Source organism: Candidatus Eremiobacterota bacterium (assembly GCA_031082125.1).
Lineage (GTDB): Bacteria > Vulcanimicrobiota > CADAWZ01 > CADAWZ01 > Ess09-12 > Ess09-12.
In genome coordinates this window covers 81,937-106,225 of the sequence record JAVHLM010000010.1, presented here as the reverse complement: position 1 = coordinate 106,225, position 24,289 = coordinate 81,937, and the positions used below count along the sequence as shown (strand labels likewise).

Annotated in this window: 22 protein-coding genes; 16 read left to right on the top strand and 6 right to left on the bottom strand. The window is 54.9% G+C overall.

Features of this window, described 5'->3' with window-relative positions; all coding sequences use genetic code 11:
• Window positions 1-21: 21 nt before the first annotated feature.
• Both RDV48_13225 and RDV48_13220 read left to right on the top strand, forming a co-directional pair.
• Window positions 22-1,656, top strand: coding sequence for an LCP family protein (locus RDV48_13225; GenBank protein MDQ7823753.1), 1,635 nt, complete (start codon window positions 22-24; stop codon window positions 1,654-1,656).
• A gap of 21 nt (window positions 1,657-1,677) precedes the next feature.
• Window positions 1,678-2,574, top strand: a complete 897-nt coding sequence (locus RDV48_13220; protein ID MDQ7823752.1) for a PrsW family glutamic-type intramembrane protease — start codon at window positions 1,678-1,680, stop codon at window positions 2,572-2,574.
• A gap of 9 nt (window positions 2,575-2,583) precedes the next feature.
• On the opposite strand, the gene RDV48_13215 is transcribed toward RDV48_13220, so the two are convergent.
• The gene (locus RDV48_13215; protein ID MDQ7823751.1) at window positions 2,584-3,075 is read right to left on the bottom strand and encodes a diguanylate cyclase; all 492 of its coding nucleotides are present in this window, start codon (window positions 3,073-3,075) and stop codon (window positions 2,584-2,586) included.
• A gap of 290 nt (window positions 3,076-3,365) precedes the next feature.
• Here RDV48_13215 and lexA point away from each other — a divergent pair, with 290 nt between their 5' ends.
• The 4 genes from lexA (at window position 3,366) to RDV48_13195 (ending at window position 8,164) form a co-directional block, all read left to right on the top strand.
• Window positions 3,366-3,971, top strand: coding sequence for a transcriptional repressor LexA (lexA, locus tag RDV48_13210; protein ID MDQ7823750.1), 606 nt, complete (start codon window positions 3,366-3,368; stop codon window positions 3,969-3,971).
• Window positions 3,972-4,033: 62 nt separating this feature from the next.
• Window positions 4,034-5,254, top strand: coding sequence for a DNA polymerase IV (gene dinB / locus RDV48_13205; GenBank protein MDQ7823749.1), 1,221 nt, complete (start codon window positions 4,034-4,036; stop codon window positions 5,252-5,254).
• A gap of 42 nt (window positions 5,255-5,296) precedes the next feature.
• A complete protein-coding gene (locus tag RDV48_13200; GenBank protein MDQ7823748.1) occupies window positions 5,297-6,157 on the top strand; it encodes a hypothetical protein in 861 nt (286 codons plus the stop codon).
• 141 nt (window positions 6,158-6,298) lie between these two features.
• A complete protein-coding gene (locus tag RDV48_13195; GenBank protein ID MDQ7823747.1) occupies window positions 6,299-8,164 on the top strand; it encodes a hypothetical protein in 1,866 nt (621 codons plus the stop codon).
• A gap of 7 nt (window positions 8,165-8,171) precedes the next feature.
• On the opposite strand, the gene RDV48_13190 is transcribed toward RDV48_13195, so the two are convergent.
• A complete protein-coding gene (locus tag RDV48_13190) occupies window positions 8,172-9,389 on the bottom strand; it encodes a type II secretion system F family protein (protein ID MDQ7823746.1) in 1,218 nt (405 codons plus the stop codon).
• A gap of 112 nt (window positions 9,390-9,501) precedes the next feature.
• Window positions 9,502-11,325, bottom strand: a complete 1,824-nt coding sequence (glmS, locus tag RDV48_13185) for a glutamine--fructose-6-phosphate transaminase (isomerizing) (protein ID MDQ7823745.1) — start codon at window positions 11,323-11,325, stop codon at window positions 9,502-9,504.
• Window positions 11,326-11,647: 322 nt separating this feature from the next.
• On the opposite strand from glmS, the gene RDV48_13180 reads away from it, so the two are divergent.
• From RDV48_13180 to RDV48_13145, 8 genes are all read left to right on the top strand, one after another.
• Entirely contained in the window at window positions 11,648-14,146 is a 2,499-nt protein-coding gene (locus tag RDV48_13180; protein ID MDQ7823744.1) for an ATP-dependent Clp protease ATP-binding subunit, read from the top strand.
• 65 nt (window positions 14,147-14,211) lie between these two features.
• Window positions 14,212-15,573 carry a DNA repair protein RadA gene (radA, locus tag RDV48_13175; GenBank protein ID MDQ7823743.1) on the top strand — a complete coding sequence of 454 codons (1,362 nt, stop codon included), beginning with the start codon at window positions 14,212-14,214 and terminating at the stop codon, window positions 15,571-15,573.
• A gap of 25 nt (window positions 15,574-15,598) precedes the next feature.
• Window positions 15,599-16,723 (top strand): TRAM domain-containing protein, encoded by a 1,125-nt coding sequence (locus RDV48_13170; protein ID MDQ7823742.1) that lies wholly within the window; start codon window positions 15,599-15,601, stop codon window positions 16,721-16,723.
• A 3-nt stretch (window positions 16,724-16,726) separates the two neighbouring features.
• A complete protein-coding gene (gene ispD / locus RDV48_13165) occupies window positions 16,727-17,467 on the top strand; it encodes a 2-C-methyl-D-erythritol 4-phosphate cytidylyltransferase (GenBank protein MDQ7823741.1) in 741 nt (246 codons plus the stop codon).
• Entirely contained in the window at window positions 17,457-17,831 is a 375-nt protein-coding gene (locus RDV48_13160) for a hypothetical protein (protein MDQ7823740.1), read from the top strand. Before ispD ends, RDV48_13160 begins: the two co-directional genes overlap by 11 nt.
• Window positions 17,797-18,093 carry a hypothetical protein gene (locus RDV48_13155; GenBank protein ID MDQ7823739.1) on the top strand — a complete coding sequence of 99 codons (297 nt, stop codon included), beginning with the start codon at window positions 17,797-17,799 and terminating at the stop codon, window positions 18,091-18,093. The genes RDV48_13160 and RDV48_13155 overlap by 35 nt, the downstream gene beginning before the upstream one ends.
• 48 nt (window positions 18,094-18,141) lie before the next feature.
• Entirely contained in the window at window positions 18,142-18,861 is a 720-nt protein-coding gene (locus tag RDV48_13150) for a deoxynucleoside kinase (protein ID MDQ7823738.1), read from the top strand.
• Between the two features lie 28 nt (window positions 18,862-18,889).
• The gene (locus RDV48_13145) at window positions 18,890-19,087 is read left to right on the top strand and encodes a hypothetical protein (protein MDQ7823737.1); all 198 of its coding nucleotides are present in this window, start codon (window positions 18,890-18,892) and stop codon (window positions 19,085-19,087) included.
• On the opposite strand, the gene RDV48_13140 is transcribed toward RDV48_13145, so the two are convergent.
• Window positions 19,068-19,406: a hypothetical protein gene (locus RDV48_13140; protein ID MDQ7823736.1), complete on the bottom strand. Its 339-nt coding sequence runs from the start codon at window positions 19,404-19,406 to the stop codon at window positions 19,068-19,070. The genes RDV48_13145 and RDV48_13140 overlap by 20 nt on opposite strands.
• A gap of 201 nt (window positions 19,407-19,607) precedes the next feature.
• Between RDV48_13140 and RDV48_13135 the strand changes: the two genes are divergently transcribed.
• Entirely contained in the window at window positions 19,608-20,264 is a 657-nt protein-coding gene (locus tag RDV48_13135) for a zinc ribbon domain-containing protein (protein MDQ7823735.1), read from the top strand.
• On the opposite strand, the gene RDV48_13130 is transcribed toward RDV48_13135, so the two are convergent.
• Window positions 20,245-20,802, bottom strand: coding sequence for a macro domain-containing protein (locus RDV48_13130; protein MDQ7823734.1), 558 nt, complete (start codon window positions 20,800-20,802; stop codon window positions 20,245-20,247). The genes RDV48_13135 and RDV48_13130 overlap by 20 nt on opposite strands.
• A gap of 128 nt (window positions 20,803-20,930) precedes the next feature.
• Between RDV48_13130 and RDV48_13125 the strand changes: the two genes are divergently transcribed.
• Complete coding sequence (locus tag RDV48_13125; protein ID MDQ7823733.1) at window positions 20,931-23,174, top strand: HD domain-containing protein; 2,244 nt, start codon at window positions 20,931-20,933, stop codon at window positions 23,172-23,174.
• A gap of 32 nt (window positions 23,175-23,206) precedes the next feature.
• Here the strand turns inward: RDV48_13125 and RDV48_13120 are convergent, their stop codons facing one another.
• On the bottom strand, window positions 23,207-24,073 hold the full coding sequence (locus tag RDV48_13120; protein MDQ7823732.1) for a M48 family metallopeptidase: 867 nt from the start codon (window positions 24,071-24,073) through the stop codon (window positions 23,207-23,209).
• Window positions 24,074-24,289 lie beyond the last annotated feature (216 nt).

Genomic DNA, 24,289 nt, shown 5'->3' with positions numbered 1-24,289 from the left:
TACCTGACCAGGAGGGGCCTCATGGGTAAGCTGGAAAACCTCAGTTTCAGTAAGAGGAAACCGAGCATCAAGCGCATCATTCTTTTTCTCCTTGTGGCTTTTATCGTGGCCTTTGGAGTCCTTGTCGCCGGTTTTGCCTACATTTACAGCATCACCCCCGCTGACTCCCATGGAACAATCGTTGACAGCATAAGATTCATAGTAAGTCCCGGCCAGACAGCCTTCGGCGAAAAAGAGACTATGAACATTCTGTGCCTGGGAATTGACTATAACTACAATGAAAAAGGCATATTATATACAAAAAATGCCCGATCTGACACCATATTCGTCCTCTCAATCGATGCAAAGGCGGATCAGATCAACATGCTCTCAATTCCCCGAGACACCTGGGTCAAGATATCCGATGAAGATGGCTTCGACAAGGTAAATGCCGCTTATGCTTACGGGGGAGTGCAGAAAGCGAGAAAGGTGATTGAGGACTTCCTTGGCATCACTGTTGATCACTACATCATACTGAAGGTGAAATCCACGGAGAATATCGTGAACGCCATCGGGGGAATTGAAGTCGATGTGATGAAGGACATGGACTACGATGACAACTGGGGGAATCTCCATGTGCACCTGAAAAAGGGGCCGCAGGTGCTGAACGGCCAGCAGGCCGTAGGATATGCCCGGTTCCGCCATGATGAGGAAGGTGACTGGGGCAGAATCAGAAGGCAGCAGCAGGTCCTCAACGCCCTCATCAGAGAGCTGAAAAAGCCTGCCAACATCATGCGGATGGAAAAAATTGCAAAAGTGCTCAAAGACGGCATAGAAACCGACCTCTCCATTGCGCAGCTCATAGACCTGGGAAGGCTCTACAAGGATTTTGACAGGGCGAATATGAAAACAGGCGTCATCAAGGGAGACGACGGCGCCACCGCTGACGGGATGAGCTATATTGTTCCCTACGAGGATGAGAAGAAGTTCCTGGTAAAGAAGCTCCTGATGAGGGACAGCTCACTCCCGCCGTCAGATATACGCATAGGGGTCCTCAATGGCAGCAGCACCGAAGGCCTCGCCACGGAGCTCGCAAAAATCATTGAGCACAGGGGATTCAAGGTCGTCAGGATTTCCGATGCAGACCGCAATGACTATGATTCCACAAGGATAATATGCCATATGAAGGACAGGAAAATTGCCGAGAGCCTCGAGGAGTTTCTCGGTCCCATCGAGTATGAAGAAAATACGGAAAACCCTGAGGGCGCCGATGAAGACTTCACCATCATCATAGGCAACAACTGGAAGAGCTGGAAAGCGTCCAGAGAGGAAAAGAACTCCTCGTCGCCGGAAAAGAGCCCCTCAAGCAGCCGCAGGCCGCTCAGGGAATCCCCGGATGTCGAGGAACCCGCTCCCGGAGAGGCTGAAAACCCCGAGGAAAATCCGGAGGCCGAGAGGATCAACGAGGAGAATCTGGAAAAGCCTCTCATTGAGCCTTCAGCGAATCCGGAGCCCTTCAGGAAAGGGAGCACCGGACCGCCATCTACAGGGAATGAGCCCGTACCGTCGCCGGTGCAGGCAACAGAAGAGCCGTCGGGACAAGACTCCACGCCACACGTTGCTCCTTCAGAAGAACCGCAGAAAAAAAACAAGGCAGAAAGCCCGCCTCAGCAATAACAGCAGGATAACAGCAGGACTATGCACACGCTCTTATATCTCTCTCTCGCGCCTGTGATCGCGCTCATAATCATGTTTTATCTCTATGACAGGTATGAGCCCGAGCCCAAGAAGATCGTGTTCAAGGTCTTTGCCTTTGGAATAGTGAGCGTCCTGCCAGCCATAATAATGGAGCTCATCCTGATGCCGGTATTCAAGTACCGCGAGGGCAACCTCAACCTCCTGTCCCTCTTCATCGCAATGTTCTTTGCCGTGGCCCTTGTGGAAGAGCTCTGCAAATTCGCGGTGATCATCTCAGGGATATACAAATCATGGGAGTTTGATGAGCCTTATGACGGCATTGTCTATACCGTCGCCGCATCGCTGGGCTTCGCCGCTTTCGAGAACATCCTTTACGTTTTCAACATGGGGATTGCAGTAGGCATCCTCAGGGCTCTCATCACCGTTCCCGGCCATGCCCTCTACGGAGCCCTCATGGGGTACTTCATCGGGCTCTCAAAGTTCCGCAGGAACAGGACTTCTCTCCTGCTGTGGGGACTTTTTCTCGCCACACTCGGCCATGCCATTTTTGACACCCTTGCATTCTCCCGGAATCCCTGGCTTGTGCTGTCGATATTCCCCTTCATAGGGTTCCTCTGGATCGTGGTGTTCCTGCTGGCGCGGCATTCACAGTCTCTTTCCATATACCGCTACAACCCCCAGAAAGAAGGTGCGGCTCCCGGTTCTGACAAAACATGCAGGGCATGCGGTTATTCAGTCCCCTCCGACAAAGGGATCTGCAGCAAATGCGGCACGCCGGCCGAGGAGCCTCCTGGTGCAGCCGATGCCGCTCTTCAGGAAAACACTGCTCCGACAGGAGAGGAAAATCACCTGGAAGGCAATGGAGAAAAGGGCGCGGAATCTGACGGGAGGGCATAACTGCGGGAGCTACTCTTCAGGGGCACTCCGGCGGGAAATCTTGTTCTTGAGCTTCTCACGGCTCTCCGCGAGATTCGCGCGGGCCGCCTCGAGAAGCTCTCCTTTTTCCGAGCCGTCATAGGGGAAGTTCGCAAAACCGAAGAGGAGATGCAAGGCGAAATCACTCAGGCCTTCTGCTTCCTTGAACTTGAAGTCCTTCACTTTTTTTGCTATCTTGTGAGCCACGGTATGAGCGCCGTCCAGAAAGGTCATGGGGAGGATAAGCAGCACGTTCCTGCCGAGAATTATCTCCGTATCCTCATCCCTTATGGTTTTTCTGATGATGCCGGCAATCTGCTTGAAAAGGGGCACAAAAAGGCTCTTGCGATACTGGTCATTTTCTATATGGCATTCGATCAGAATGATGGAGATAGACTCCCTGTAACGGATAGCACGCTTGAGCTCTCTTTTCAGGCTTATCTCAAGCCTGTCCATTGCTTCCTTGTTCTTGTCTTCCGCCATATACCTCTCCACCTGCCGGCAATTGGAAGCCCTGGCCTCTCCCTCAGGCCTCCTCCCTGGCTGTATTAAGTAATTTGACACAAATTGAATTATTCCTCGGAGGAGAGAATAATTTCCACATCTCGCACGAAAAAAAGAATCCGGAAGCGGTGAAATAGAATTCGAAATTATAATAAATTCTCACTTATACTTCTTATTTCATTCTAATACGCCATATTTCTCCGCCGTAATCCCTTGACAAGGATACATTTGTATCTTACAATAGAAGGAGATCCTGAAAGGAAAAAAACGTGACCAAAAACATCACACCCCGCCAGAAAGAGATTTTTGACTTCCTCTTCCAGTTTACCGAGGAAAGAGGATATCCCCCCACCATCAGGGAGATTGCATCCCATTTCCGCATCATCTCCCTTAATGCCGTCAGGGTGCACCTCAAGGCCCTCGAGAGAAAGAAGCTCATCACCGTTGAGAACTCGCGCTCACGGGGGATCCATATCCACAACTCGTACAGCCCGGAAGGCCAGCTCCCCATCGTCGGCAGGATTGCCGCCGGCACTCCCATGGCTGCCGTGGAAGAGAAGGAGGACCTCGTGTCGCTTGACGGCTCCTTCTGGGGAAGCGCCGATTCACCGCTCTACCTTCTCAAGGTAAAGGGCGACAGCATGGACCCCGAGATCCAGGACGGTGACCTCGTGGTGGTAAGGCACCAGCGCCACGCCCTGCCCGGCGATATCGTAGTGGCGCTCATTGAGGGCGAGGCAACGGTAAAAAAGCTGGTGCGCCGTCCCGGAGGAGACTTCGTGCTCCATCCCCTCAACCCCTCATACCAGGATATAGAGCCCGGGGAGCGCCTTGCTCTCAGCGGGAAAGTAGTCGGCATAATAAGAAAATACTGACCTGCTCTTATGGAGGTCCCATGAGCTCCGGTACTTCTGCGGGTGGGGCGGGGGAGTCGGGCATGGGTCCCAGGGAAAGGATCATCCTCCATGCGGACATGAATTCTTATTTCGCCACCGTGGAGCAGCAGGCCAATCCTCTCCTCAGGGGGCGCCCCATCGCCGTAGGCGGGAGCCTCTCCTCCAGGACCGTCGTCGCCGCCGCCTCGGTAGAAGCCAAGAAATTCGGCGTCAAATCGGGGATGCCCCTGGGGAAGGCCATGGGCCTCTGCCCGGGCCTCATCGTCGTCGAGGGCGACCAGGACAAGTATATGGAGCTCACCACGCGCATCTTCAGGATACTGCGGGATTACACGCCGCTCCTGGAGCTCTTCAGTATAGACGAGGCCTTCCTTGACATCACGGACACGTGCGAGCGCTTCGGAGGAAGCCTGGAGGTGGCCCTTGGGATAAAAAGAAGGCTCCGGGAAGAGATAGGAGAATGGATCCGCTGCTCCATCGGCATAGGGCCGTCAAAAATCATCGCGAAGCTTGCCTCGGAGCTGAAAAAACCCGACGGGCTCGTTATGGTGGAGAAAGGGGAGATAGGCGCTCTCCTCGGCAGGATGAAGCTTTCAGACCTCTGCGGGATAGGGGAGCGCATGGAGAAGCGCCTCATCGACGCAGGGATCGACACGATAGAGAAACTGCGCGCCGCCCCTGTGGAGCACCTCGTGAGGCGCTTCGGAATTACAGGCCATGTGCTTCACAGAATGAGCCTGGGAGAAGACTCGAGCCCGGTGCTGCCTTACTACGAGAGCCCCCCTTACAAATCGATGGGCCACCACTATACCTTTCCCCGCGACCTGGAAGACCTGGAGGAGGTGAAAAGAACGCTCCTGAGGCTCTCGGAACAGGTGGGAAGGCGCCTCAGGGCTCAGCACTATGCGGGAAAAACCATCACGCTGACCTTGAGAGCCTTTGACTTCTTTTCACACCGACGGCAGCGCACCATAGGAGATTACATAGATGACGGCTACCGCATCTACACCGAAGCCTGCGCCATCATGGAAAGCCTGGCCTTCCGGGGGGCCGTGAGAATGATAGGCGTCAGTGTAAGCAGCCTGGTGAAGGAGTACCGCCCCCTCCCCCTCTTTGACGACGAGCGCAAGGCCCATTTCCTGCTGGAGGCTCTTGACAGGATCAACGACCGGTACGGGGAATTCACCATCCTGCGGGCCTCCATAACGGGCACGCGCCTCAGGAAGCGCACGGGAGGCTATGTAGGCGTGAAAAAGCGGTAAAGGAGGACTCGGGGAAAAAATGTACAACATTTAACTCCTGATATGAGCAACAGACAATCTGCCCGCACCGACGGCAAATCATTGCTTTCCGGGATCTCATCAGGCACTGCGGCTGCCTGTTTACTCACGCTTGTCTTTCTGATCGCCAATACGGCAGGGGTATGCCAGGCCGAAGAGATCTCGGTGAAGCTCCTCAATTTTTATACCAGCTCTTATTACAGCACAGGGGAGACATCGGACATCCTGGCCTCCTATCTCACGGTGAACCTTCCCCGCTTCAACAAGGTGTGGTTCGGCTACCAGTCCCTCCATTATCACATGCCATACGGCTTTCTCGGAGGCTCCTACAAGGAGGAATTCCATACCATGGGAGGATACTTCGTTTACAACGACCGCATCTCGTACCAGGCCGACTATTTTTTCATGAGCAACTCTCTCTCTCTTCTCAGTGAAATCGTGGGGGGCGAGGTTTTTTACAGGATGGATCCTCAGCTTGCCGCAGGCTTAGGCTTCTACTCCGCAGCCCTCCCCTTTTATCACGTGAACCAGACAAGCCTCAGGCTTTATTACACCCCTCCGGGAGCCATGCGATTTACCACGAAAGTGTATTTTGCAAATGCCAGCGATTCAAGACTGGGGACGGCTGTCCAGGAAAAGATAGACCTGGCCCTCTCCCCTTCTCTTTCCCTCCAGCTCTCGGGTGCCACGGGAAAGAGAATAAACTGCATTGACAACGATGTCTCAAATTTCTACACGAACCTGGAGACCCTCAACAGCTCATACGGGGCACAGATCACCGGCACCGCGGCAGCGTCGCTTGATGTCACCGCCGGCTGGTACCGGGATAATTTCGACAGGTACTGGGTAAATAAATATTACGGAGGAATCACGATAAGGTTTTGAAGAAAATTTTCGCTCCCCGCGACTGATTGACATGAAGAAGAGTTCTTTATTACAATAAAGTCAGAAGAGGAAAATACGATTCTTGCCCATAGACAGAAAAAAAGACCATGCATTGACCCAAAAAAGGAAGGAGCACTATCCTTGAAAAAGCATTATCTACTGATATTCCTCGCCCTCGCCTGCCTCTGCCTCGCAGCGCCCCACCAGGTTCTGCCCGCTGAGAATGCCGGCCAGATAATGGACAAGGTCTATGAGAAGACCCTCTCGGTCAATAACTTCCAGGCCGATATCATCATTCTGAAACAGGATCCATACTACCTGGACAGGTTCTTCCCCGAGACGCGCAACCAGCCGGGCACCGTGCCTTTCAAGGGCAAGGTGAGCTTTTACAAGCCGAATTATTTCAACCTCATGTTTGAGACCCCCGATAAAAAGATAATGTCCCTCTTCAGTATGGATGGCGTGGGGCTCGTGCTCCGCGAACAGTTCTCCACGGTCTATCCTGCCGGCTTCCAGCCGGGCGTTACCCCCACTCCCACCGCTTCTCCCGGAGCCACTTCCACGCCTTCACCGACAGAAAGCGGCCCTTCGCCTTCCTCTCCATCGCCGACTGTGTCAGAGAGCACCTCAGTCTATAATTTCACTCCCAGCTCCTCCCTGTCGGCTTCTCCAGGCAGCACCGAGGCGCCGGGCACGCCGATGTCTTTTTCCGGCGACGTGACGCAGGACATGCACGCCCTGGCCCTCGCCTTCCCCTTCTGCCTCAAGATGAGAACTCCTGAGGACTATGCCGATATCATAGGCTCTGAAAAGATCTACGACGAGGACTGTTACGTCCTGAATGTCGGAAGCACCATACGGGGCGAATTCACCATCTGGGTGAACAAGAAAACCTATTATATCAACAAGATACGGTACTTTGACCCGGGAAACAACAAAGAGGTGGACGGCTACTTCAAGAACTTCAATGAGTTCACCAAGGACGGCAAGACATTCTATTTCTTCCAGGCAATGGAAGTGAGTGTTGATGGAAAAATGGTAGTGGAGGCCGAGCTCACAAACTTCGAGATCAACATCCCCACGAAAGATATCTTCGGGTATGTCGATCCCTCGCTGGTATGGAAGTTCGGCGAGGCCAAGGGCCGGTTCGTCCCGAGGCTCCTCATCAAGCGGGAGGAGACCCCTCTGGAAAAAGTGCGGTTCCTCTCGACCCCGCTCTCAATCATAGTGATAATCCTTTTATCGGCCCTTGTCTATTTCATATACCGCTACATGAAGTTCGTGCTCTCCAGAAAGCCTTTCTCCCAGGAGATCATTGTCATTGAATCAAGCGAGGGCAAGGCGCTTTCCAAGGCCCTCACCGCCATGAGGGTTCCCGTGGTGCCCTTCTCTGTTGAGCTCATCAGCGAGGAGCGAAACCTGCTTGAGAGGAAGAAGGGGCAGGAGCTTCCCCGGGTCGTGATCATAGAGAACCAGGCAAGCAGCACGATTAAGAAGGATCTCTACCTCCTCAAGGCCTACGTGGAAGAAGGAGGGAGAGTCATCGTCCTTCCCCACGGCATGGAAAGCATCACTTCCATGCCCGTGGCGCCGAATTTCATGCCCCTCAAGAAATTTGACGAGGACATCTCCTTCACGATAAAGCCATCGATATGGAAACGCACGAAAATAGCGGAGCTTGAGAAAAACATCTTTCCCTTCTCACCGGATCACATCTATTTCACCGTGAACAACAAGCCTGTGGACGTTCCCATGATTACCACCTACCACCGGCAGACAGGAGCGCGGGGCACCCTTGTGGGGATCTGCAAGGAAGGCAAGGGCGAATACCTCCTCTGCCAGCTTGATATACTGAAATCCCTCGAGAGCCAGTACGTGGTGACCCTTGCAAGGGCAGTATTCATTGATATAATAAAATTTATGCAGTACCGCGAGCATGTCGAGAAGGAAAAGCCCCAGGATATCACGCCTAAAAAGAGCGCCGGGAAAATCTCCAGGTCAGCCTGAGCGGGGCCTATCCCAGGTTCAGGATGATGGAGTAAAGGGGAAGGAATATCGAGAGCAGCACGAAGCACACCACAAGGCCCATAAAGCATATCATCAGAGGCTCCAGGAGGTTCAGGAACGTCTCAACGGCATAGACAATCTCGCCGTCATAGAAATGCGATATCTTGTTGAGCATCTGGGGCATCTCGCCGGTATTCTCACCGACGGCTATCATATTGATGGTCATAAGAGGGAAGAATGAGGCCTGGTTGTGGATTGCCTGCGTCACGCTGCTCCCCTCTTTGATCTCTTCATACATCGGCTTCAGCACGATCTGGCGGAAAAAGTCGTTTTCCATGAACTCCACGAGGATCTCGATGGCCCTCAGGATGGGGATGCCTGTCGAGAGAAGCACGCCCAGGGCCCGGCAGAAATTGGCGATGATGAGCTTCTTATTCAAGCCCCCCAGCAGCGGAATCGTCACTTTCAGCCTGTCAAACCTGAACTTGCCCTCAGCGGTCTTGATGTAGTCCCTGAAATAGATGAAATAATAGATGCCGCCGAGAATACTGGCAAGCTGTACATAGGGATTTTTCAAAGTGGTGATGATAAAGAGCATGATCTTCGTGGGAAGCGGGAGCTCCGTGGCCAGCTCAGTGAAAACCTGGAATATCTGGGGAAGCACGTAGAGGAATATTCCCGCCACCGTGCCGAGACAGAAGACAAGCACGAACATGGGGTACGCCATGGCAGACTGTGCCTGCTTGCGCACAGCGAGGTCACGCTCCAGGAAATCTGAAAGCTTGTCAAGCATGAGGGAAAGATCGCCGGTGGTCTCCCCCACTTTCACCATACTGATGAAAAGGCAGCCGAAGACCTGCGGATGCTTGCCGAGGGACCATGAGAGCGTTGAGCCCACGCGGATGTCATGGAGGACGTTCATCAGCACTGCTTTCAGCTTCCTGTCCGATTCCTGGTCGTGGAGCACCTGCATCGCCCTTGCCACAGGAAGACCTGCCTTGAGCATCGCGCCGAGCCTTCTCGTCATAAGCACCACAGCTTCGCGGCTTATGCCGCCCATATTGCGCATCCAGGCAAAGGGATCGAAGCTGAGAGGCTTTATCTCGAGGATTTTGAGCTTGCTTGCCGTGAGGGTGTCAATGGCAAGGTTGAGATTCACTGCTTCAATAGTGCCGCCCACCATCTGGCCTTCCTTGGTCTGAGCGGTATATTTATAGACAGGCATCTCTGGTCTCCCTGCAGCATGATGGTGTAAGGAAGGGAATCCTTCTCTATTATAACATAAATCATACGACCTTTGCAGCCAAATTCCTCTCAGGCGCGGAACATTCCGGGCACTATTCGACGGTTACACTTTTTGCCAGGTTTCTCGGCTGATCCACGTCGCATCCTTTCACGTCGGCAATGTGATAGGAGAGAAGCTGCAGGGGAATGATGGAGAGAAGGGGCGAGATCAAAGGGTCCGTCTCCGGCACGGTGAGCATATGATCGAGGTACTCGGCGGTCTTGTCATCGCCCTCGGTGGCGATGCCTATTACGAAGGCATCACGGGCGGCCACCTCCTTGACGTTCCCTATTATTTTCTCATAGACCTGGTTCCTGGTCATCACCACCACTACGGGGCACATGCGGTCAACAAGGGCGATGGGCCCGTGCTTCATTTCTCCCGCTGCGTATCCCTCCGCGTGGATATAGGAAATCTCCTTGAGCTTGAGGGCTCCTTCAAGGGCCACGGGGAAATTGACATTGCGGCCGAGGAAAAGAAAATCACGGCACTTCTGGAAACGCCTTGCCACAAGCTTCACCTTGTGGCTCTGCTTCAGGAGGACCTCCATAAGGGATGGGATCGCCTCCAACTCGCCGATCAGCCTTGTCCTTTCCTTCTCATCAATGAGCCCCTTCTCCTGGGCGAGATAAAAGCCGAGAAGGTACATCGTGAGCACCTGGGCCGTGAAGGTTTTCGTGGCGGCTACGCCTATCTCCAGGCCCGCCCTGGTGTAAATCACGCCACGGACCTCGCGGGTGATTGAGCTTCCTACCACATTAGTGACTGCGATTGGGTGGGCTCCCTTCACCCTGGCCTCTTTCACCGCGGCAAGGGTGTCGGCTGTCTCCCCCGACTGGCTTATGGCCACAAAGAGCGTCCCTTCCAGCACAATGGGGTTGCGGTAACGATATTCCGATGCCACATCCACTTCCACGGGTATGCCTGTCATCTCTTCGATGACATACTTCCCGATGAGGCCGGCATGGTATGCAGTGCCGCAGGCTACAATGGTGATCTTCCTTATTCCTTCTATGACCTCCCTGGTAAGCTCCGCTTCAGGCAGGACTATCCTGGAGCCATGGAAGCGGCCCTTGAGGGTGCTGCTGATGCTTGAGGGCTGCTCATAGATTTCCTTCAGCATGAAATGCTTGTGGCCCGCTTTCTCGGCCATCATGGCATCCCACAGGACAATAATGCTTTTCCTCTCAACAGGCGTTCCCTCAATTGTCATGAGCTTCAAGCCCTTTTCTGTCAGGACGCCCACCTCGCCGTCATTCAAAAGGACTACCTCTCTGGTGTGGGAGAGAAAAGCCGGCACATCGGAGGCAACGAAATTTTCCCCTTTACCGATTCCCACCACGAGAGGGCTCTCTTTCCTTGCGATAACAATCTTTTCAGGCTCCCTCACGCTTATAATCGCCAGCGCATATGCCCCTCTCACCTCCTGAAGAGTGCGGCACACTGCCTCTTCAAGGGAAGAGCCATAATACTTTTCTATGAGATGAACCAGCACCTCCGTGTCGGTGTCGGAGAGAAAGCGGTGGCCCTCCCTGGCAAGGGACTCCTTGAGCTCAAGATAATTCTCAATAATACCGTTGTGAACAAGCGCTATTGTTCTTGAGCAGTCGAGATGAGGGTGGGCATTGATATCCGATGGCTTCCCATGGGTAGCCCACCTGGTGTGGCCTATGCCCGGTGAGCCCGAGGGGGTGGCTCCCTGGAGCTTTTTCTCGAGCTTCTCGAGTTTCCCTACGCTTTTTATCTCATGAAGACTGCCCTCTCTGACGACGACCACGCCGGCAGAGTCATATCCCCTGTATTCAAGCTTGCTCAGGCCCTCAATCAGAATGGGCACCGTTTCCTTTTTCCCGATGTAGCCGATAATACCGCACATGAAGAGCTCCTGTCACAGATTCATTTTCCCTTAAGGGAAGGGATTTTCTTGCCTTATCAATTACATTCTTATTGGCGCCATAATTTTCCTCCTCATCAATACTCTCACCTGCTCCCGGCCCCTGGGCAGGGATCCCATTTTCAAGGCATCTCTTCCCCTTTTTATGCATCTTTTATTTCAGGAAGGCTTACTATTTTGCTGGAGGAATAGTCCTTTTACCGTCGAAAACTCATACCATCAGGCCCCTTTTTCGGGGATGACGGCCTTACATGAGGGAGAAAAGTCTTACTGGATTCATAAATGAAGGAGGTCAAAGCCATCAATGTGGGAACCATTCACTGAACGTGCGCGCCGGTCCATAGTACTTGCCCAGGAAGAAGCACAGAGACTGGGAAATAATTATATTGGCACAGAGCACCTGCTCCTTGGCATCATCAGCGAGGGGGAGAGCGTAGCTGCCAAAGTGCTTGAAAACCTCGGCATAAGCCTTCAGAAAGTACGCCAGGAGGTGGAATCGCTTGTAGGTAAAGGAGGGAAGACCTCCTCGCAGGAGATGGTGTTCACCCCAAGGGCGAAGAGGGTCATAGAGCTTGCCTTCGAGGAGGCAAGGAGCCTTACCCATAACTACATAGGGACGGAGCACCTGCTGCTGGGCCTTATCAGGGAAGGTGAAGGAGTTGCCGCCAGGGTTCTCACCAACCTGGGCGTGGAGCCTACAAAGATAAGGGCCGAGATCACCAAGCTCCTGGGCGTGGAGACATCGCCGTCGCCCTCCAAGGAGAGGACAAGAACACCGACTCTCGACCAGTACGGAAGAGACCTCACCCAGCTCGCCAGGGAGAAGAAGCTTGATCCCTGTATAGGCCGCCACCAGGAAATTGAGCGGGTCATCCAGGTGCTCTCCCGGAGAACCAAGAACAACCCCGCCCTCATCGGCGAGCCTGGCGTGGGAAAGACTGCCATCGTCGAGGGGCTTTCGCAGAGAATAGTGGAATCCGACGTCCCCGAGCTCCTCAGGGATAAGCGGGTGATAGCCCTTGACCTTGCGGGCCTCGTTGCGGGCACGAAATACCGCGGCGAATTCGAGGAGCGCCTCAAGAGAGTGATGGAGGAGATCCGTGCCGCCGCAGGAGAGATTATTCTCTTTGTTGACGAGCTTCACACCATAGTGGGCGCCGGTGCCGCCGAGGGGGCAATCGATGCCTCAAACATACTGAAGCCTTCCCTCTCAAGGGGCGAGCTCCAGTGCATAGGCGCCACGACCCTCGACGAGTACAGAAAGTATATCGAGAAGGACGCGGCCCTCGAGAGAAGGTTCCAGCCCATCACCGTGAACGAGCCTACCGTTGAAGAAACGATAGATATCCTGAAGGGCCTCCGCGACAGGTACGAGGCCCATCACAAGGTGCGCATCACCGACGAGGCCCTTGTCATTGCCGCAAAGCTGGCCGACCGCTATATCAGCGACAGGTTCCTCCCTGATAAGGCCATCGATGTCATGGACGAATCAGCCTCGCGTGTGAGGCTCCAGTCAACGCTCCCCCCCGTGGAGCTCCGGCAGGTGGAACAGAAGCTCCGCAAGATCCGCGAGGAGAAAGAGATAGTCATCAAGGCCCAGGAATATGAAAAGGCCGCCAAGTTCAGGGAGGAAGAGGAAAAGCTCCGCAAAAAGAAGGAGGAGCTCGAGAAGGACTGGCAGGAGAAGAAGAACAACAAGGGTGACAGGATAAACATGGTGACCGAGGAGGAGATAGCCTACATTGTCTCCCAGTGGACAAAAATCCCCGTCACCAAGCTTGCCGAGGCAGAGTCCATGAAGCTTCTGAACATGGAAAAGGATATCCACAAGAGAGTCATCGGCCAGGATGAGCCTATCAATATCATCTCGAAATCGATACGCCGGGCCCGTGCCGGCCTCCAGGACGCCAAGAAGCCGGTGGGCACCTTCCTGTTCCTCGGCCCCACCGGCATCGGCAAGACGGAGCTTGCCAAGGCCCTTGCCGAGTTCATCTTTGATGACGAGGACTCCCTTGTAAGAATCGACATGTCCGAGTATATGGAAAAATTCGCCGTCTCGCGCCTCGTAGGCGCACCTCCAGGCTACGTGGGATTTGAAGAGGGCGGCCAGCTCACCGAGGCAGTAAGAAGAAAGCCTTATTGCGTCATCCTCCTCGACGAAATTGAAAAGGCCCATCCTGATGTATTCAACATCCTGCTCCAGGTGCTTGAAGACGGCCGCCTTACCGATTCCCAGGGCAGGATCGTGAACTTCAAGAATACCGTCATCATCATGACAAGCAACATCGGCACCTCGGGCACCATGGAAACCACCGAGATGGGCTTCCGCACCGTCAAGGACGAAGGCTCGGCAGATGTGAAGTACGAGAGAATGAAGAAGAAGATCCTCGACGAGGTGAAAAAGATCTTCAAGCCCGAATTCATCAACAGGCTTGACGAGGTTATCGTCTTCCACCACCTCTCGGAGAATGAGATCAAGGACATCGTGGATCTCATGATGGGCCGCGTGAAGAAGGAAATCGAGGCCCAGGGGCGCTTCATGGAATACTCCCAGGAAAGCAAGGAGCTCCTCGCCAAAGAGGGATTTGATCCCGTCTTCGGCGCGAGGCCTCTTCGCAGGGCCATTCAGCGCCTCGTGGAGGATCCCCTTGCCGAGGAGTTCATCAGGAACAGCTTTAAAGAGGGAGATACTGTGCTGATTGACCTCAATCCTGAGGATAAAGCGAAGCTGAGCTTCGGCAAGAAAGAGGCAGTACCGCCGCCGCCGCCGGAGGACAAGAAAGAGGAACCGCAGGATGCCTGAGTGACAGGGCGGCCGGCGGCCGCCCTTTTCATCGAGGGTGAAGAAAAGGCTTATAAGGAACTTTTATGGGTAAGCCAAAATCACGGTTCGTCTGCCAGGAATGCGGCGCCATCGCCGTAAAGTGGCAGGGAAAGTGCCCCGACTGCGGGAACTGGAACACCTTTATAGAGGAGCTGGCAGCGCCGCTCCCCGCAAAAGGGCTCTTCCCGGCGGCCCGGGGAGAACCGGAGCTCCTTAAGGAGATAGAGACAAGCCTGGAAACCAGGATGCTCACCCATATAGAGGAGTTCGACAGGGTCCTTGGCGGCGGCCTGGTGCCGGGGTCCGTCGTGCTGGTGGGAGGCCCCCCGGGAATCGGCAAGTCTACGCTGCTCCTGCAGCTCGCCCATGGAGTATCGACAAAGACCGGCACGGTGCTCTATGTGACAGGCGAAGAGTCGTCAGCGCAGGTCAAGCTCAGGTCAGTGAGGCTCCAGATTGCCCCCGACAATATCTATATACTGCCTGAAGTGAACCTTGAAAGCATCGCGGCACAGATTGAAGCCATCAAGCCGGTCCTTGTGCTTGTTGATTCGATCCAGACCATTTACCGCCCTGAGCTTGACGGGGCGCCGGGGAGCGTGACGCAGGTCAGAGAATGTGCGGCAGCCCTGGTGAGGATTGCCAAATCGATAGGAATCACCCTGGTCATCGTGGGCCACGTGACAAAGGATGGAATGCTCGCCGGCCCCAGGGTCCTGGAGCACCTCGTGGACACGGTCCTCTCCTTTGAAGGCGAGGGCATCCAGAACTTCAGAATCATCAAGTCGGTGAAAAACCGTTTCGGCTCCACCAATGAAGTGGGTATTTTCGAGATGGGGAGCCTGGGCCTCAGGGGCCTCAAGAACCCCTCTGCCTATTTCCTTGCCCAGAGGAGCCGCGCCGTGGCAGGCTCCATCATAATCCCTGTCATGGAAGGCACGAGGGCAATCCTTGTGGAGCTCCAGGCCCTCGTGGCAAAGGCGAACTATGCAGTTCCCACACGCAGGGCCAAGGGAATCGATATAAACAGGCTTGCACTGGTCATCGCCGTGCTGGAGAAAAGAGCATCGCTGGGCCTTGGCGCCTCCGACGTCTTTGTCAATGTCGTGGGAGGCATGGAGATTGACGAGCCTGCCGTGGACCTGGGCCTTGCTCTTGCCATTGCCTCGAGCCTCAAGAACAAGCCCCTCAGGCCGGGCCTCGTGGCTTTCGGGGAAGTGGGGCTGGGGGGCGAAATAAGGGGGGCAAGCCACAGCGACAGGAGGATCATAGAGGCGGAAAGGCTCGGCTTCAAGGAATGCCTTCTCTCACCGCACAATCTCAACGCTGACTCGCCGATGCCTTCATCAATAAAGCTCCACGCCGTCGAGCTGATAAGGGGCGGCATAGAAAAAGCCCTGGAATAGGGGCACAGGGAAAGGAGGTGAAATTATGGAAAAATTCGTGAGATTACTCTTTTACGCCATTTTTGGTCTCTTTGGCAGCAATATAGGCTGGAAGCTCTCCGCAGAGACAGTGACATACTTCAAGCTGCTCCCCCCCGAGGCCCTGAAGGTGAACGCTTTCGCCTTCATCTGCCTGGGCTTCCTGATGGGGCTTGCCGTGTCTCCCTTTTTTGCCAATCTCTTTCTCAAGGCGATAGAGAAGGTTATCGTGCACCTGCAGAAATCTTCCCTGCCGCAGATCCTTGTGGGATCATTCGGACTCATAATAGGGCTTATCCTATCGTACCTCATTACTCTGCCCCTCACTGCCATACCCTTTTCCAGCATCCCCTGGGTTGGCGAATACCTCACCCCCCTCATCAACATACTGATCGCCATATTCTTCAGCTATATCGGCGTGTTCTTCGGCACGAGGATGTCCTTTGCGGGGAATCTCAACACCCTTATGGGCACCACCGTGCAGAGCTCCGATCTCATCTGGGGGAAAAATTACAAGGTCCTTGACACAAGCGTGATCATTGACGGAAGAATCGCCGATATCACCAAGACAGGCTTCATCGAGGGCACTATAGTGATACCGCGCTTTGTGCTCCGGGAGCTCCAACAGATAGCCGACTCATCGGACTCCCAGAAAAGAAACCGCGGCAGGAGAGGCCTGGACATGCTCAACACCCTCAGGAAGGACTTCGGCATCCAGATCCTGGAGAAGGACTACAACGAGCCCGGCGTGGACAGCAAGCTGATAAAGCTCGCCAACGAGGTGAAGGCGACAATCGTCACGACAGACTACAACCTGAACAAGCTGGCATCACTGCAGGAAATCAACATCCTGAACATCAACGAGCTCGCAAACGCCGTGAAGCCCATCATGCTCCCCGGCGAAACCATGAAAGTGAGAATCATCAAGGAGGGCAAGGAGCACGGCCAGGGTGTCGCGTACCTCGAGGACGGCACGATGGTAGTGGTAGAGGGAGCAAGGCGGCATATAGGGGAAATGAGCCTGATAGAGGTAACAAGCTCTCTGCAGACAGTGGCAGGGAAAATGATATTCGCAAAGCTTATGAGACCTGCCGATGCAGAAAAAGAAGACAGCTCACAGGGCAAGGAGTAGGCCATGGGCGTTACCGCTCTGATACCTGCCGCAGGAAAGGGGAGCCGCATGCGCCTGGGCCGCAACAAGCTCCTCCTTCCTCTCTGCGGGAAGCCCGTGCTGATCCATACCCTTGAGGTATTTGAGAAAAGCGCAGAGATTGTCTCCCTCGTCGTGGCATGCCACCGCGATGAGAAAGAGCCCCTCAGTGAGCTCTGCAGCAGGTGGGGCCTTGCCAAGGTGAAGCACATAGTGGAAGGCGGCGAAGAGCGCCAGGATTCCGTGCTTGCCATGCTGAGGGCCCTCGGGGGGGAAACAGAATTTGTGGCCATTCACGACGGGGCGCGCCCCCTTCTCTCAGAGGAAGACCTTCTCGCCACCATAGAGGCGGCCCATGATGCCGACGGGGCCGTGCTTGGATCACCCCTCAGGGACACGATAAAGCATGTGGGAAGAAACGGCGTCATCATTGGAACTCCACACCGCGAAGAATACTGGAGCGCTTTCACTCCCCAGGTCTTCAGGCTTGAAAAAATCATGGAGGCCTACGAAAAAGCTGCGAGAGAATCCCTGAGGACCACCGATGACGCCAGTATTGTCGAGCATTTCGGGGGGAAGGTGGTCATGGTGCAGGCCCGCCACGAGAACCTCAAGCTCACCACGGCGGGCGACCTGGCCCTCTGCGAGGCTGTCCTGAAGGAAAGGGCCGGGAACGTCTTTAAAGGCAGTCTGGGCAAAGAGAGCAGGATATCCAATGGACAATGAAGACCTGAAGGAATCACTGGAATACCTGGAAGAAGTGCTCTTTGAATATGAGCGCCTGGTCATGAACATCGGCAAAAACGGCCTCTCGGCAAGCCTTCTGATGAATTACCGCGACGAGGTGCAGGAGCTCATGACAGAGCTCTCCATGCAGGATATTGACCTGCGCGATCAGTGGAGAAAGGTGGTGACCCTTGACAATGTCCTCAGAAAGAGCGCCCAGCAGTTCGTCAACGAGGTGGGCCACCAGAACTTCAAGCAGTATCAGATAATCAATGACCCTCCCAGGGAGCACTGGTGGTGGTACCTCAACAGGACGACGGCAGCACCTGTTGAAAAGAAAGACTGGAAATTCTGGAAGAAATAGGCGAAATGGCCGGGAAGGCCCTTACCCCCTCCTATTCCCTCATGGCATGGAACATCCGGGCAGGCTTTGCCCCAAAGCAGAATTTCTTTCAAAAAAACCCTTTGTTCATGGGAAAAATGGCGTAAAATATATTTCTGATTTGAAAGATATTCTGCAGGAAATTGCTGGTCCGGGAGGAATTTTATCTTTCAAGCTGCAGGGCACATACTGCAAAATTAGTCCGCAAGCGAAAACTCCTTACAATGTTACCAGAATGATGTAGATGCTTTGTATTTCTCATGGATATCATTTGTATAAATGAGGTGAGACAATGTTCATAGTAGTGGCAGGTCCAATCGGTGCCGGAAAATCAACAGTAACCCGCATCTATTCGCAGATTACCGGCTTTGAGCCCCTTTTTGAGACGGTAGTAGGCCATCCCTATCTTGAAAAGTTCTACGCCAATCCCCTGGAATACGCCTTCAAGGCCCAGGCCTTCTTCCTATGGGACAGGTTCAACAAGCACTACTCCTCGGTGCAGAGCGGAAGGGACCTTGTAGCAGACCGCTGCATTTATGAAGACGGGATCTTCGCCAAGGTGCTCTACCAGCGCAATGTGCTGGATCACGACGATTACAACCTGACGTACCTTCCCCATTACAAGCTCCTCTGCCGCATACTCCAGCCGCCCGATCTGATGATTTACCTGAGAGCCTCGGTGGACACGCTGATGTACAGGATCGGAAAACGACAGCGCTCAATGGAAAAAGGAATACAGCGGGACTATCTTGAGATGCTCTCAAAAGCCTACGAGGAGTGGATCGAGGAGTACCCCCACAAGAAGCTCATTGTGGAAACCGACGATCTGGATCTCACATGCGATCTTCACCCGGACTGGTTCTACTTTTTCAAGGCCATCCATACGAAAGTGCTCAATGACGACATTCCCAGCGAGGCTGTAGGGCTCAACAAGCTCAAGAGCTTTCTCCCCGCTGTGCACAAGAACAACAACGCCGAGTGGGAGAAAAGGGAGATCTTCTGCTGCCCCTGAAAAGGCAAGTTCCTGAGGAGGTAAAGCCATGGCAATAAGCAAACGCGACTTCGATCTTCTGAGAGACCGGGTTTCACAGCTTGAAAGCAAGCTCTATGCCCTTGACAACAGGTTGAAAGTGCAGGAGAAAAAGCTTGATCCAAAGGAATTGCACCGCATTATAAAAACCGAGGAAAAGGCACAGGCGATAGAAAGCCAGATGGGCGCTACCGAGCGTCCTCTCTGACCTGCTCCTGCCTCTTGAAATCCTGTGTCCATAAAAGGGCGAACTGGTGGAACAGGCTCAATTCAAGGAGGAGGCTCGTGAAGAGAAAAAGCGCCACGATGGGGCAGACGCCTGCGGTATAGACCAGTGAAAAAGCGGTGAGAAGGCTTATCACCAGCGACAATGCCGCCGTGAGCGAGGTGGTATTCAGCGTCACCTTCCGGGAAAAAAAGCTCACCAGCACTTTGATGGCGTTACTCTTTCTGTACTTCTCAATGGACGCCGTGATTTCAGGATTAATCTGAGGCTTTGCATAGAAATTATATACGTTTACTGTCATGGTACCCTCCACTTTTATTATGCCCCATGGACCTGCCTGGATAAAGAGGATCTTCGTAAACTTATATGCCGTTTATTGCCGGATTGTTGCCGGAATATTAACATTTTGGGATGACGGGCCGAGGAGGCCCTTGAAGGAGTTGTCCATGGGGAGATGAATTAGACGTTATACTCAGAAGCACGCTGACAAGGAGGCCCTGGCATGGAGTGCAATCGATGCAGGGGGGCAAATGCTCCCGATGCGAAATTCTGTTCCCACTGCGGCGCACCGATGGATTCCCACAGCCGCTGCCCTTCCTGCGGAAAGTCCTGCGACGGCGCGGCAAAATTCTGTGACGGATGCGGCGCGCCCCTGGCAGGCTCATCGCCAATTCAGGTAATGGCGCCGCTGCCGCCGCCTGGCACTGCACCAGGGAGCCCTCCTGCACCCTCCTTCACGCCGCAGCCCTCAAGCCCTCAGGCATTGAAGGGTCTGCCGCCACTACCGGGCCTGCCTCCCTTGCCTCATGATGCCTACGGGGACCCTGCCCAGGGCCCCCCGCCGCTCCCTGACTCTCATGAGGGCCACGCACCGGGACTGCCGGTGCCCGATTTCCCGGGGATTCATCAGGGAGCGCCTCAGGCCGGCTTCACGGATCAGCCTTCTGTACAGAGCCCGGCACCATCAGAGCCCGGGAGCGCAAAGGGGAAAAAACCGTCCCTGTTCGTGCCGATAATGCTTATCATCCTTGCCTTCATTTTCCACAATGGCCTCATCAGCCTTGTGCTCCTTATCGTCGCCATCAGTATGCTTGTCTCGGCATTCCGGAAGGCAAAAAGCGTGGACGGCAGGGGCGGACCTACGCAAAAGCCTTCCTGAAGACGCCGGCAGTCTTTTCGCCAAGGCACGCAATCACTAAATTCCTCACAGGTGACTCAGGCGTTGATTGATCAAAGGCCCTGATGGCATCGCGCATTACGACAGCGCATGCACCGTCAGCCATGCCGCCGATACCGGCGCCCATGGGGGTGAAGACCAGGCTCCCTATGCCGGCTTTCGCAGCCGCTTCGAGCGATGAGTGCACGGCCCTGGCGAGGACGTCCCTGCTGGTCCGCTCCTTGAGCCGGAGCAGGAAAAGGGGGTTGAAGTCATACTTGTCAAGCACCGCGGCATGGATTATATGGGTGAAGTTCCTGAGGCTGCCGGCGCCGGTAAGCACCGCTTCGCCCAGGGCAATGCCGCCGGGGTGAGCCTCGAGAGCCTCTCTCTCGATGGCGCTTCCTGCCTCCTTTCTCACCAGCTCCGACAGGTGGGAGCCCCAGCCCAGCGAGAGCTGCCTGTTTGCAGGGATGACAAGGGCCGCCATGCCCTTCACCTCAAGGGCGCTCCCCTGGAACACCGAAACTTCAATGGCCATCTCTCCTCCACCTCCACGTCACCAGGACCTTCACAGGACCTGTTATTTTATCCGGCCTCCACGGCAAATCCTTTTATTCCACGGCCTGAATGGTATCCTGCGCCTTCCGGCGAATTTCTTTTCTTATTATGAAACGAAAAAGCCTGAGCTCCCTTTTCAAGGGCCCCGCAGGGGAGTCGTGGAAGCGGGCCGCCGACTTTTTCCTCCTCTCATGGGCGACCTCCCTTATTATCGCCTTTTTTGTCTCATACTCCCTTTTCAGCCTTGTCCGTGTTCCCGTCATACTCACGGCAGGTGCCTTCGTGGGCGCCTGCCTGGCCCTTATCATCTACCTCTCTGACAGGCTCATCAGCCGCTTCAGGAGAGACGTGGTGAAGCGCACCCTGGTGCACCTGGTGGTCTTCCCCGCAGGGAGCACCCTTGCCGGCGTCATGGCGGAGCTCTTTGTGTTCAGGCTCGGGGGCGCCCATTTCACCTGGGTTCTCGGCATCACCATCTCCACGGTGGCAATCGGCCTTTTTCTCGAAGGCCACGCAAGGGTCCAGGACCTCATCAGGAACTCCATGGAGCTCCTTGAAAGGGAATACCGGCAGATTGTCATATCGCTCAACAGCAGCCTTGACGTCATCGAGCCCTACAACAGGGGCCACAGCGAGAGAGTGGCCTGGTATGCCCTTGGCACGGCAAAAAGGATGGGCCTCGATGACGACCTTCAGCGCACTATCGCGAGGGCGGCCCTCCTCCATGACATCGGGAAAATCGGGATAAGCGAAAAAATACTCCTCAAGGAGGAGCCCCTCACCGGGGAAGAATGGAAAGTGCTGAAAAGCCACCCCGACATCGCCAAAAAAATCCTGAAGCCTCTCAGGGAGTTCACCACCATCATCAAGCTCATCCAGTTCCACCACGAGAGGTCTGACGGGAAAGGCTACAAGAAGGTCCCCGGCGACAAGGTGCCCCTGGGCTCCCGGATCATAATCGCCGCCGAGGCCTTTGACTCCATGACCACCGACACGCCCTTCAGGAAGGCAAGGACTGCCGAGGAAGCCCTCCAGGAGCTTGTTGATCTTTCAGGAAGCCAGTTTGACGGCGAGGTGGTGAAGCACCTGTCAGGTCTGATAGGAGATCCCGGCTCCTTTACCCTGCCCACCCCCGGGGAGATCCGCTCCATGATTGAGCCTGAAGGCTTCCTTGACCGCCAGGAAAGGGATTTCGACGCCGCTTTTGAGATTACCGGCACCGCGAAGAGAATCGGCACCATGAGAAGATTCTACCTTCTTTTCGGCCAGGAGAGGCACCAGGCCCTGAGCGCCCTTCTCTATGCCCTTGCCGCCGGGCTCCTGCTCGGCCTGCTCGTGGGGTTCTCCATCTTTGCGCTGCGCGGTGAGCCCATGAGAATAGTGTCCTCGCTGTGCCAGGGGCTCTTTATCGGTTTCGTGATATTTCTCGTTAGCCCCCTTGCCGAGAAAATACTGGCATTTTTGAGGAAAGGGCACTCACCTTTCTGGGAGTCGCCGGCAGCGGCGAGCCTCGCCTATTTCCCTGCAGGCATCATAGGCGGCGCCTTCTCCCTTTACCTTATCATCTTCACCCTCTATCCTCATGAGCCGACATCCCTCACGCAGTGGAACATGCTTTACATCACTGCTGTGGGTTTTGTAGCATCGGTGATGGCCTATTTCCTTGACAGGACCAGAAGGGCAGCCCGCCTCCTCCTTCTCTCCCTCAGGAAGCTCCAGGCTTTTCACCTTGAGCTTATCTATTCCCTCGCCTTCGCCCTTGAAGCAAAGGATCCCTATACCAAGGGCCACACCGAGCGGGTTGCGAAATATTGCCGCCTTGTGGGCGACGCCTGCGGCCTCGATGAAAAGGGGAAAGAGGACCTGAGGCTCGCCGCATTTTTCCATGACATAGGGAAAATCGGCGTGAGGCTCTCGGTGCTCCACAAGAGCGCCAAGCTCGACGAAGACGAGTTCGAGGCCATAAAGGGCCATCCCGCCACAGGCGCCGAGCTCCTCGAGTGCATCGAGGCCTTCTCCCATATAGCGCCTTACGTGAGGCACCACCATGAGCAGTGGGACGGCAGGGGCTATCCTGACGGCCTGAAAGGTGAGGAGATTCCCCTTATCTCAAGGATAATCTCCGTGGCCGATGTCTACGATGCCCTCGTGACAGACCGCCCTTACAAGGAGGGCTTCACCTGGGAGAAGTCCATTGCCATCCTGAAGGAGGGCTCGGGAACGCTCTTTGATCCCGGGGTGGTCACGGCCTTCATCGGGGAGCTCGAAAGGCTCGATCCCTCCGTTATCGAGGAAGTAGGCCTGTACTCCGAGGTGGAGAACCTTGATCTCTCCCCCCGCGGCGAGGAATGAGGAGCGCCCAGGAGCAGGGCCAGATTACTGTTTTACTGCCCGGCGGGGACAATGGCGGTGTTGACCGTCCTTTCCCTTTCGAGGGGCCTGGGGGGATCGAGGGTGAGGTCTATCGGATCGAGAGAGAAGGTCGTCACCTGCTGCCCCTGGCCGCCCGCAGGCGCTCCGGCGCCCTGGCCGCCTGCGCCGCTCACGGCGACGCCGCTGCCCTGCATCCAGGCCACGACGCTGCTCATGCGGTCACCGGCCCGTGGATGGGTGGGGAATACGCGCATGCCTCTTCTCCTGCCTTCCAGGTCCTGGAAGAGCCTGAGGGTCGTAAGGGCCCCATTGGGGTCATACCCCGATGCCCTCATGAGCTCCAGGGCCTTCCTGTCTGCCTCGTATTCATCAACCCTGGAATATCCCGACATCAGGAGCCCATAGCTTATGCCCCCGACAGCCTGCACCCAGCCGCTGGCCCTTCCCAGCACCAGCGACAGCAGAATACCGGAAGCGAGGGAGCGCGTCATCTGCTTTTCTCCATGGCGCATCTCGATATGGGAGATCTCATGGGCGGCCACCCAGGCAAGGGGGGCCATATCATCGGTAGGCAGCGACTTGATGAGCTCGGAGAAAAATACGATTCTCCCGTCGGGCAGGGCATAGGCATTTATTCTTGAGCTGTCCACGACTCTCAGCCGGTAGTTTATATTCTTGCGGCCTGCATGGGCCACGAGATTCCTGAAGACCTGCGTGAGGGGCCACTCTTCGGGAATATCAGACGTAGACCCATAAGTCCTGTGGATATCCTTCATCATCTGATCTGAAAGAGCGATTCTCTGCTGCTCCGAAGTATCGGCCCAGAGCGGGGAGGCAAGAAGCAGTATGAAAAGCAGGCAGACGCTTATATATCTCATTTCCGGCCTTCCTTCCGGCATGTTGACGGCAGTTTCACCAGGGGAGACCCGCCGCCCTCTCATGCCACGATAATTCTACCATGGAAAGCGGTGCCTTGACATTAGCAAAGTGTTAATATTTTGGCAGGCTTTCAAAAGCCGGGAGTTCTCGCTCTCTGGATGGAAACCATCTCTCCCCGGCGAATCACTTTATTATCATGAGAAACCCGGCAGCTT

What these genes read in the sequence shown, in the direction of transcription:
- radA (MDQ7823743.1), top strand. Translation starts at nt 14,212, where the DNA reads ATGGGTAAGCCAAAATCACGGTTCGTCTGCCAGGAATGCGGCGCCATC.
- RDV48_13180 (MDQ7823744.1), top strand. Translation starts at nt 11,648, where the DNA reads ATGTGGGAACCATTCACTGAACGTGCGCGCCGGTCCATAGTACTTGCC.
- RDV48_13140 (MDQ7823736.1), bottom strand. Translation starts at nt 19,406, where the DNA reads ATGACAGTAAACGTATATAATTTCTATGCAAAGCCTCAGATTAATCCT.
- RDV48_13190 (MDQ7823746.1), bottom strand. Translation starts at nt 9,389, where the DNA reads ATGCCTGTCTATAAATATACCGCTCAGACCAAGGAAGGCCAGATGGTG.
- RDV48_13120 (MDQ7823732.1), bottom strand. Translation starts at nt 24,073, where the DNA reads ATGAGATATATAAGCGTCTGCCTGCTTTTCATACTGCTTCTTGCCTCC.
- RDV48_13135 (MDQ7823735.1), top strand. Translation starts at nt 19,608, where the DNA reads ATGGAGTGCAATCGATGCAGGGGGGCAAATGCTCCCGATGCGAAATTC.
- ispD (MDQ7823741.1), top strand. Translation starts at nt 16,727, where the DNA reads ATGGGCGTTACCGCTCTGATACCTGCCGCAGGAAAGGGGAGCCGCATG.
- RDV48_13125 (MDQ7823733.1), top strand. Translation starts at nt 20,931, where the DNA reads ATGAAACGAAAAAGCCTGAGCTCCCTTTTCAAGGGCCCCGCAGGGGAG.
- RDV48_13200 (MDQ7823748.1), top strand. Translation starts at nt 5,297, where the DNA reads ATGAGCAACAGACAATCTGCCCGCACCGACGGCAAATCATTGCTTTCC.
- RDV48_13145 (MDQ7823737.1), top strand. Translation starts at nt 18,890, where the DNA reads ATGGCAATAAGCAAACGCGACTTCGATCTTCTGAGAGACCGGGTTTCA.
- RDV48_13160 (MDQ7823740.1), top strand. Translation starts at nt 17,457, where the DNA reads ATGGACAATGAAGACCTGAAGGAATCACTGGAATACCTGGAAGAAGTG.
- RDV48_13220 (MDQ7823752.1), top strand. Translation starts at nt 1,678, where the DNA reads ATGCACACGCTCTTATATCTCTCTCTCGCGCCTGTGATCGCGCTCATA.
- RDV48_13150 (MDQ7823738.1), top strand. Translation starts at nt 18,142, where the DNA reads ATGTTCATAGTAGTGGCAGGTCCAATCGGTGCCGGAAAATCAACAGTA.
- RDV48_13170 (MDQ7823742.1), top strand. Translation starts at nt 15,599, where the DNA reads ATGGAAAAATTCGTGAGATTACTCTTTTACGCCATTTTTGGTCTCTTT.
- dinB (MDQ7823749.1), top strand. Translation starts at nt 4,034, where the DNA reads ATGGGTCCCAGGGAAAGGATCATCCTCCATGCGGACATGAATTCTTAT.
- RDV48_13225 (MDQ7823753.1), top strand. Translation starts at nt 22, where the DNA reads ATGGGTAAGCTGGAAAACCTCAGTTTCAGTAAGAGGAAACCGAGCATC.
- RDV48_13215 (MDQ7823751.1), bottom strand. Translation starts at nt 3,075, where the DNA reads ATGGCGGAAGACAAGAACAAGGAAGCAATGGACAGGCTTGAGATAAGC.
- glmS (MDQ7823745.1), bottom strand. Translation starts at nt 11,325, where the DNA reads ATGTGCGGTATTATCGGCTACATCGGGAAAAAGGAAACGGTGCCCATT.
- RDV48_13130 (MDQ7823734.1), bottom strand. Translation starts at nt 20,802, where the DNA reads ATGGCCATTGAAGTTTCGGTGTTCCAGGGGAGCGCCCTTGAGGTGAAG.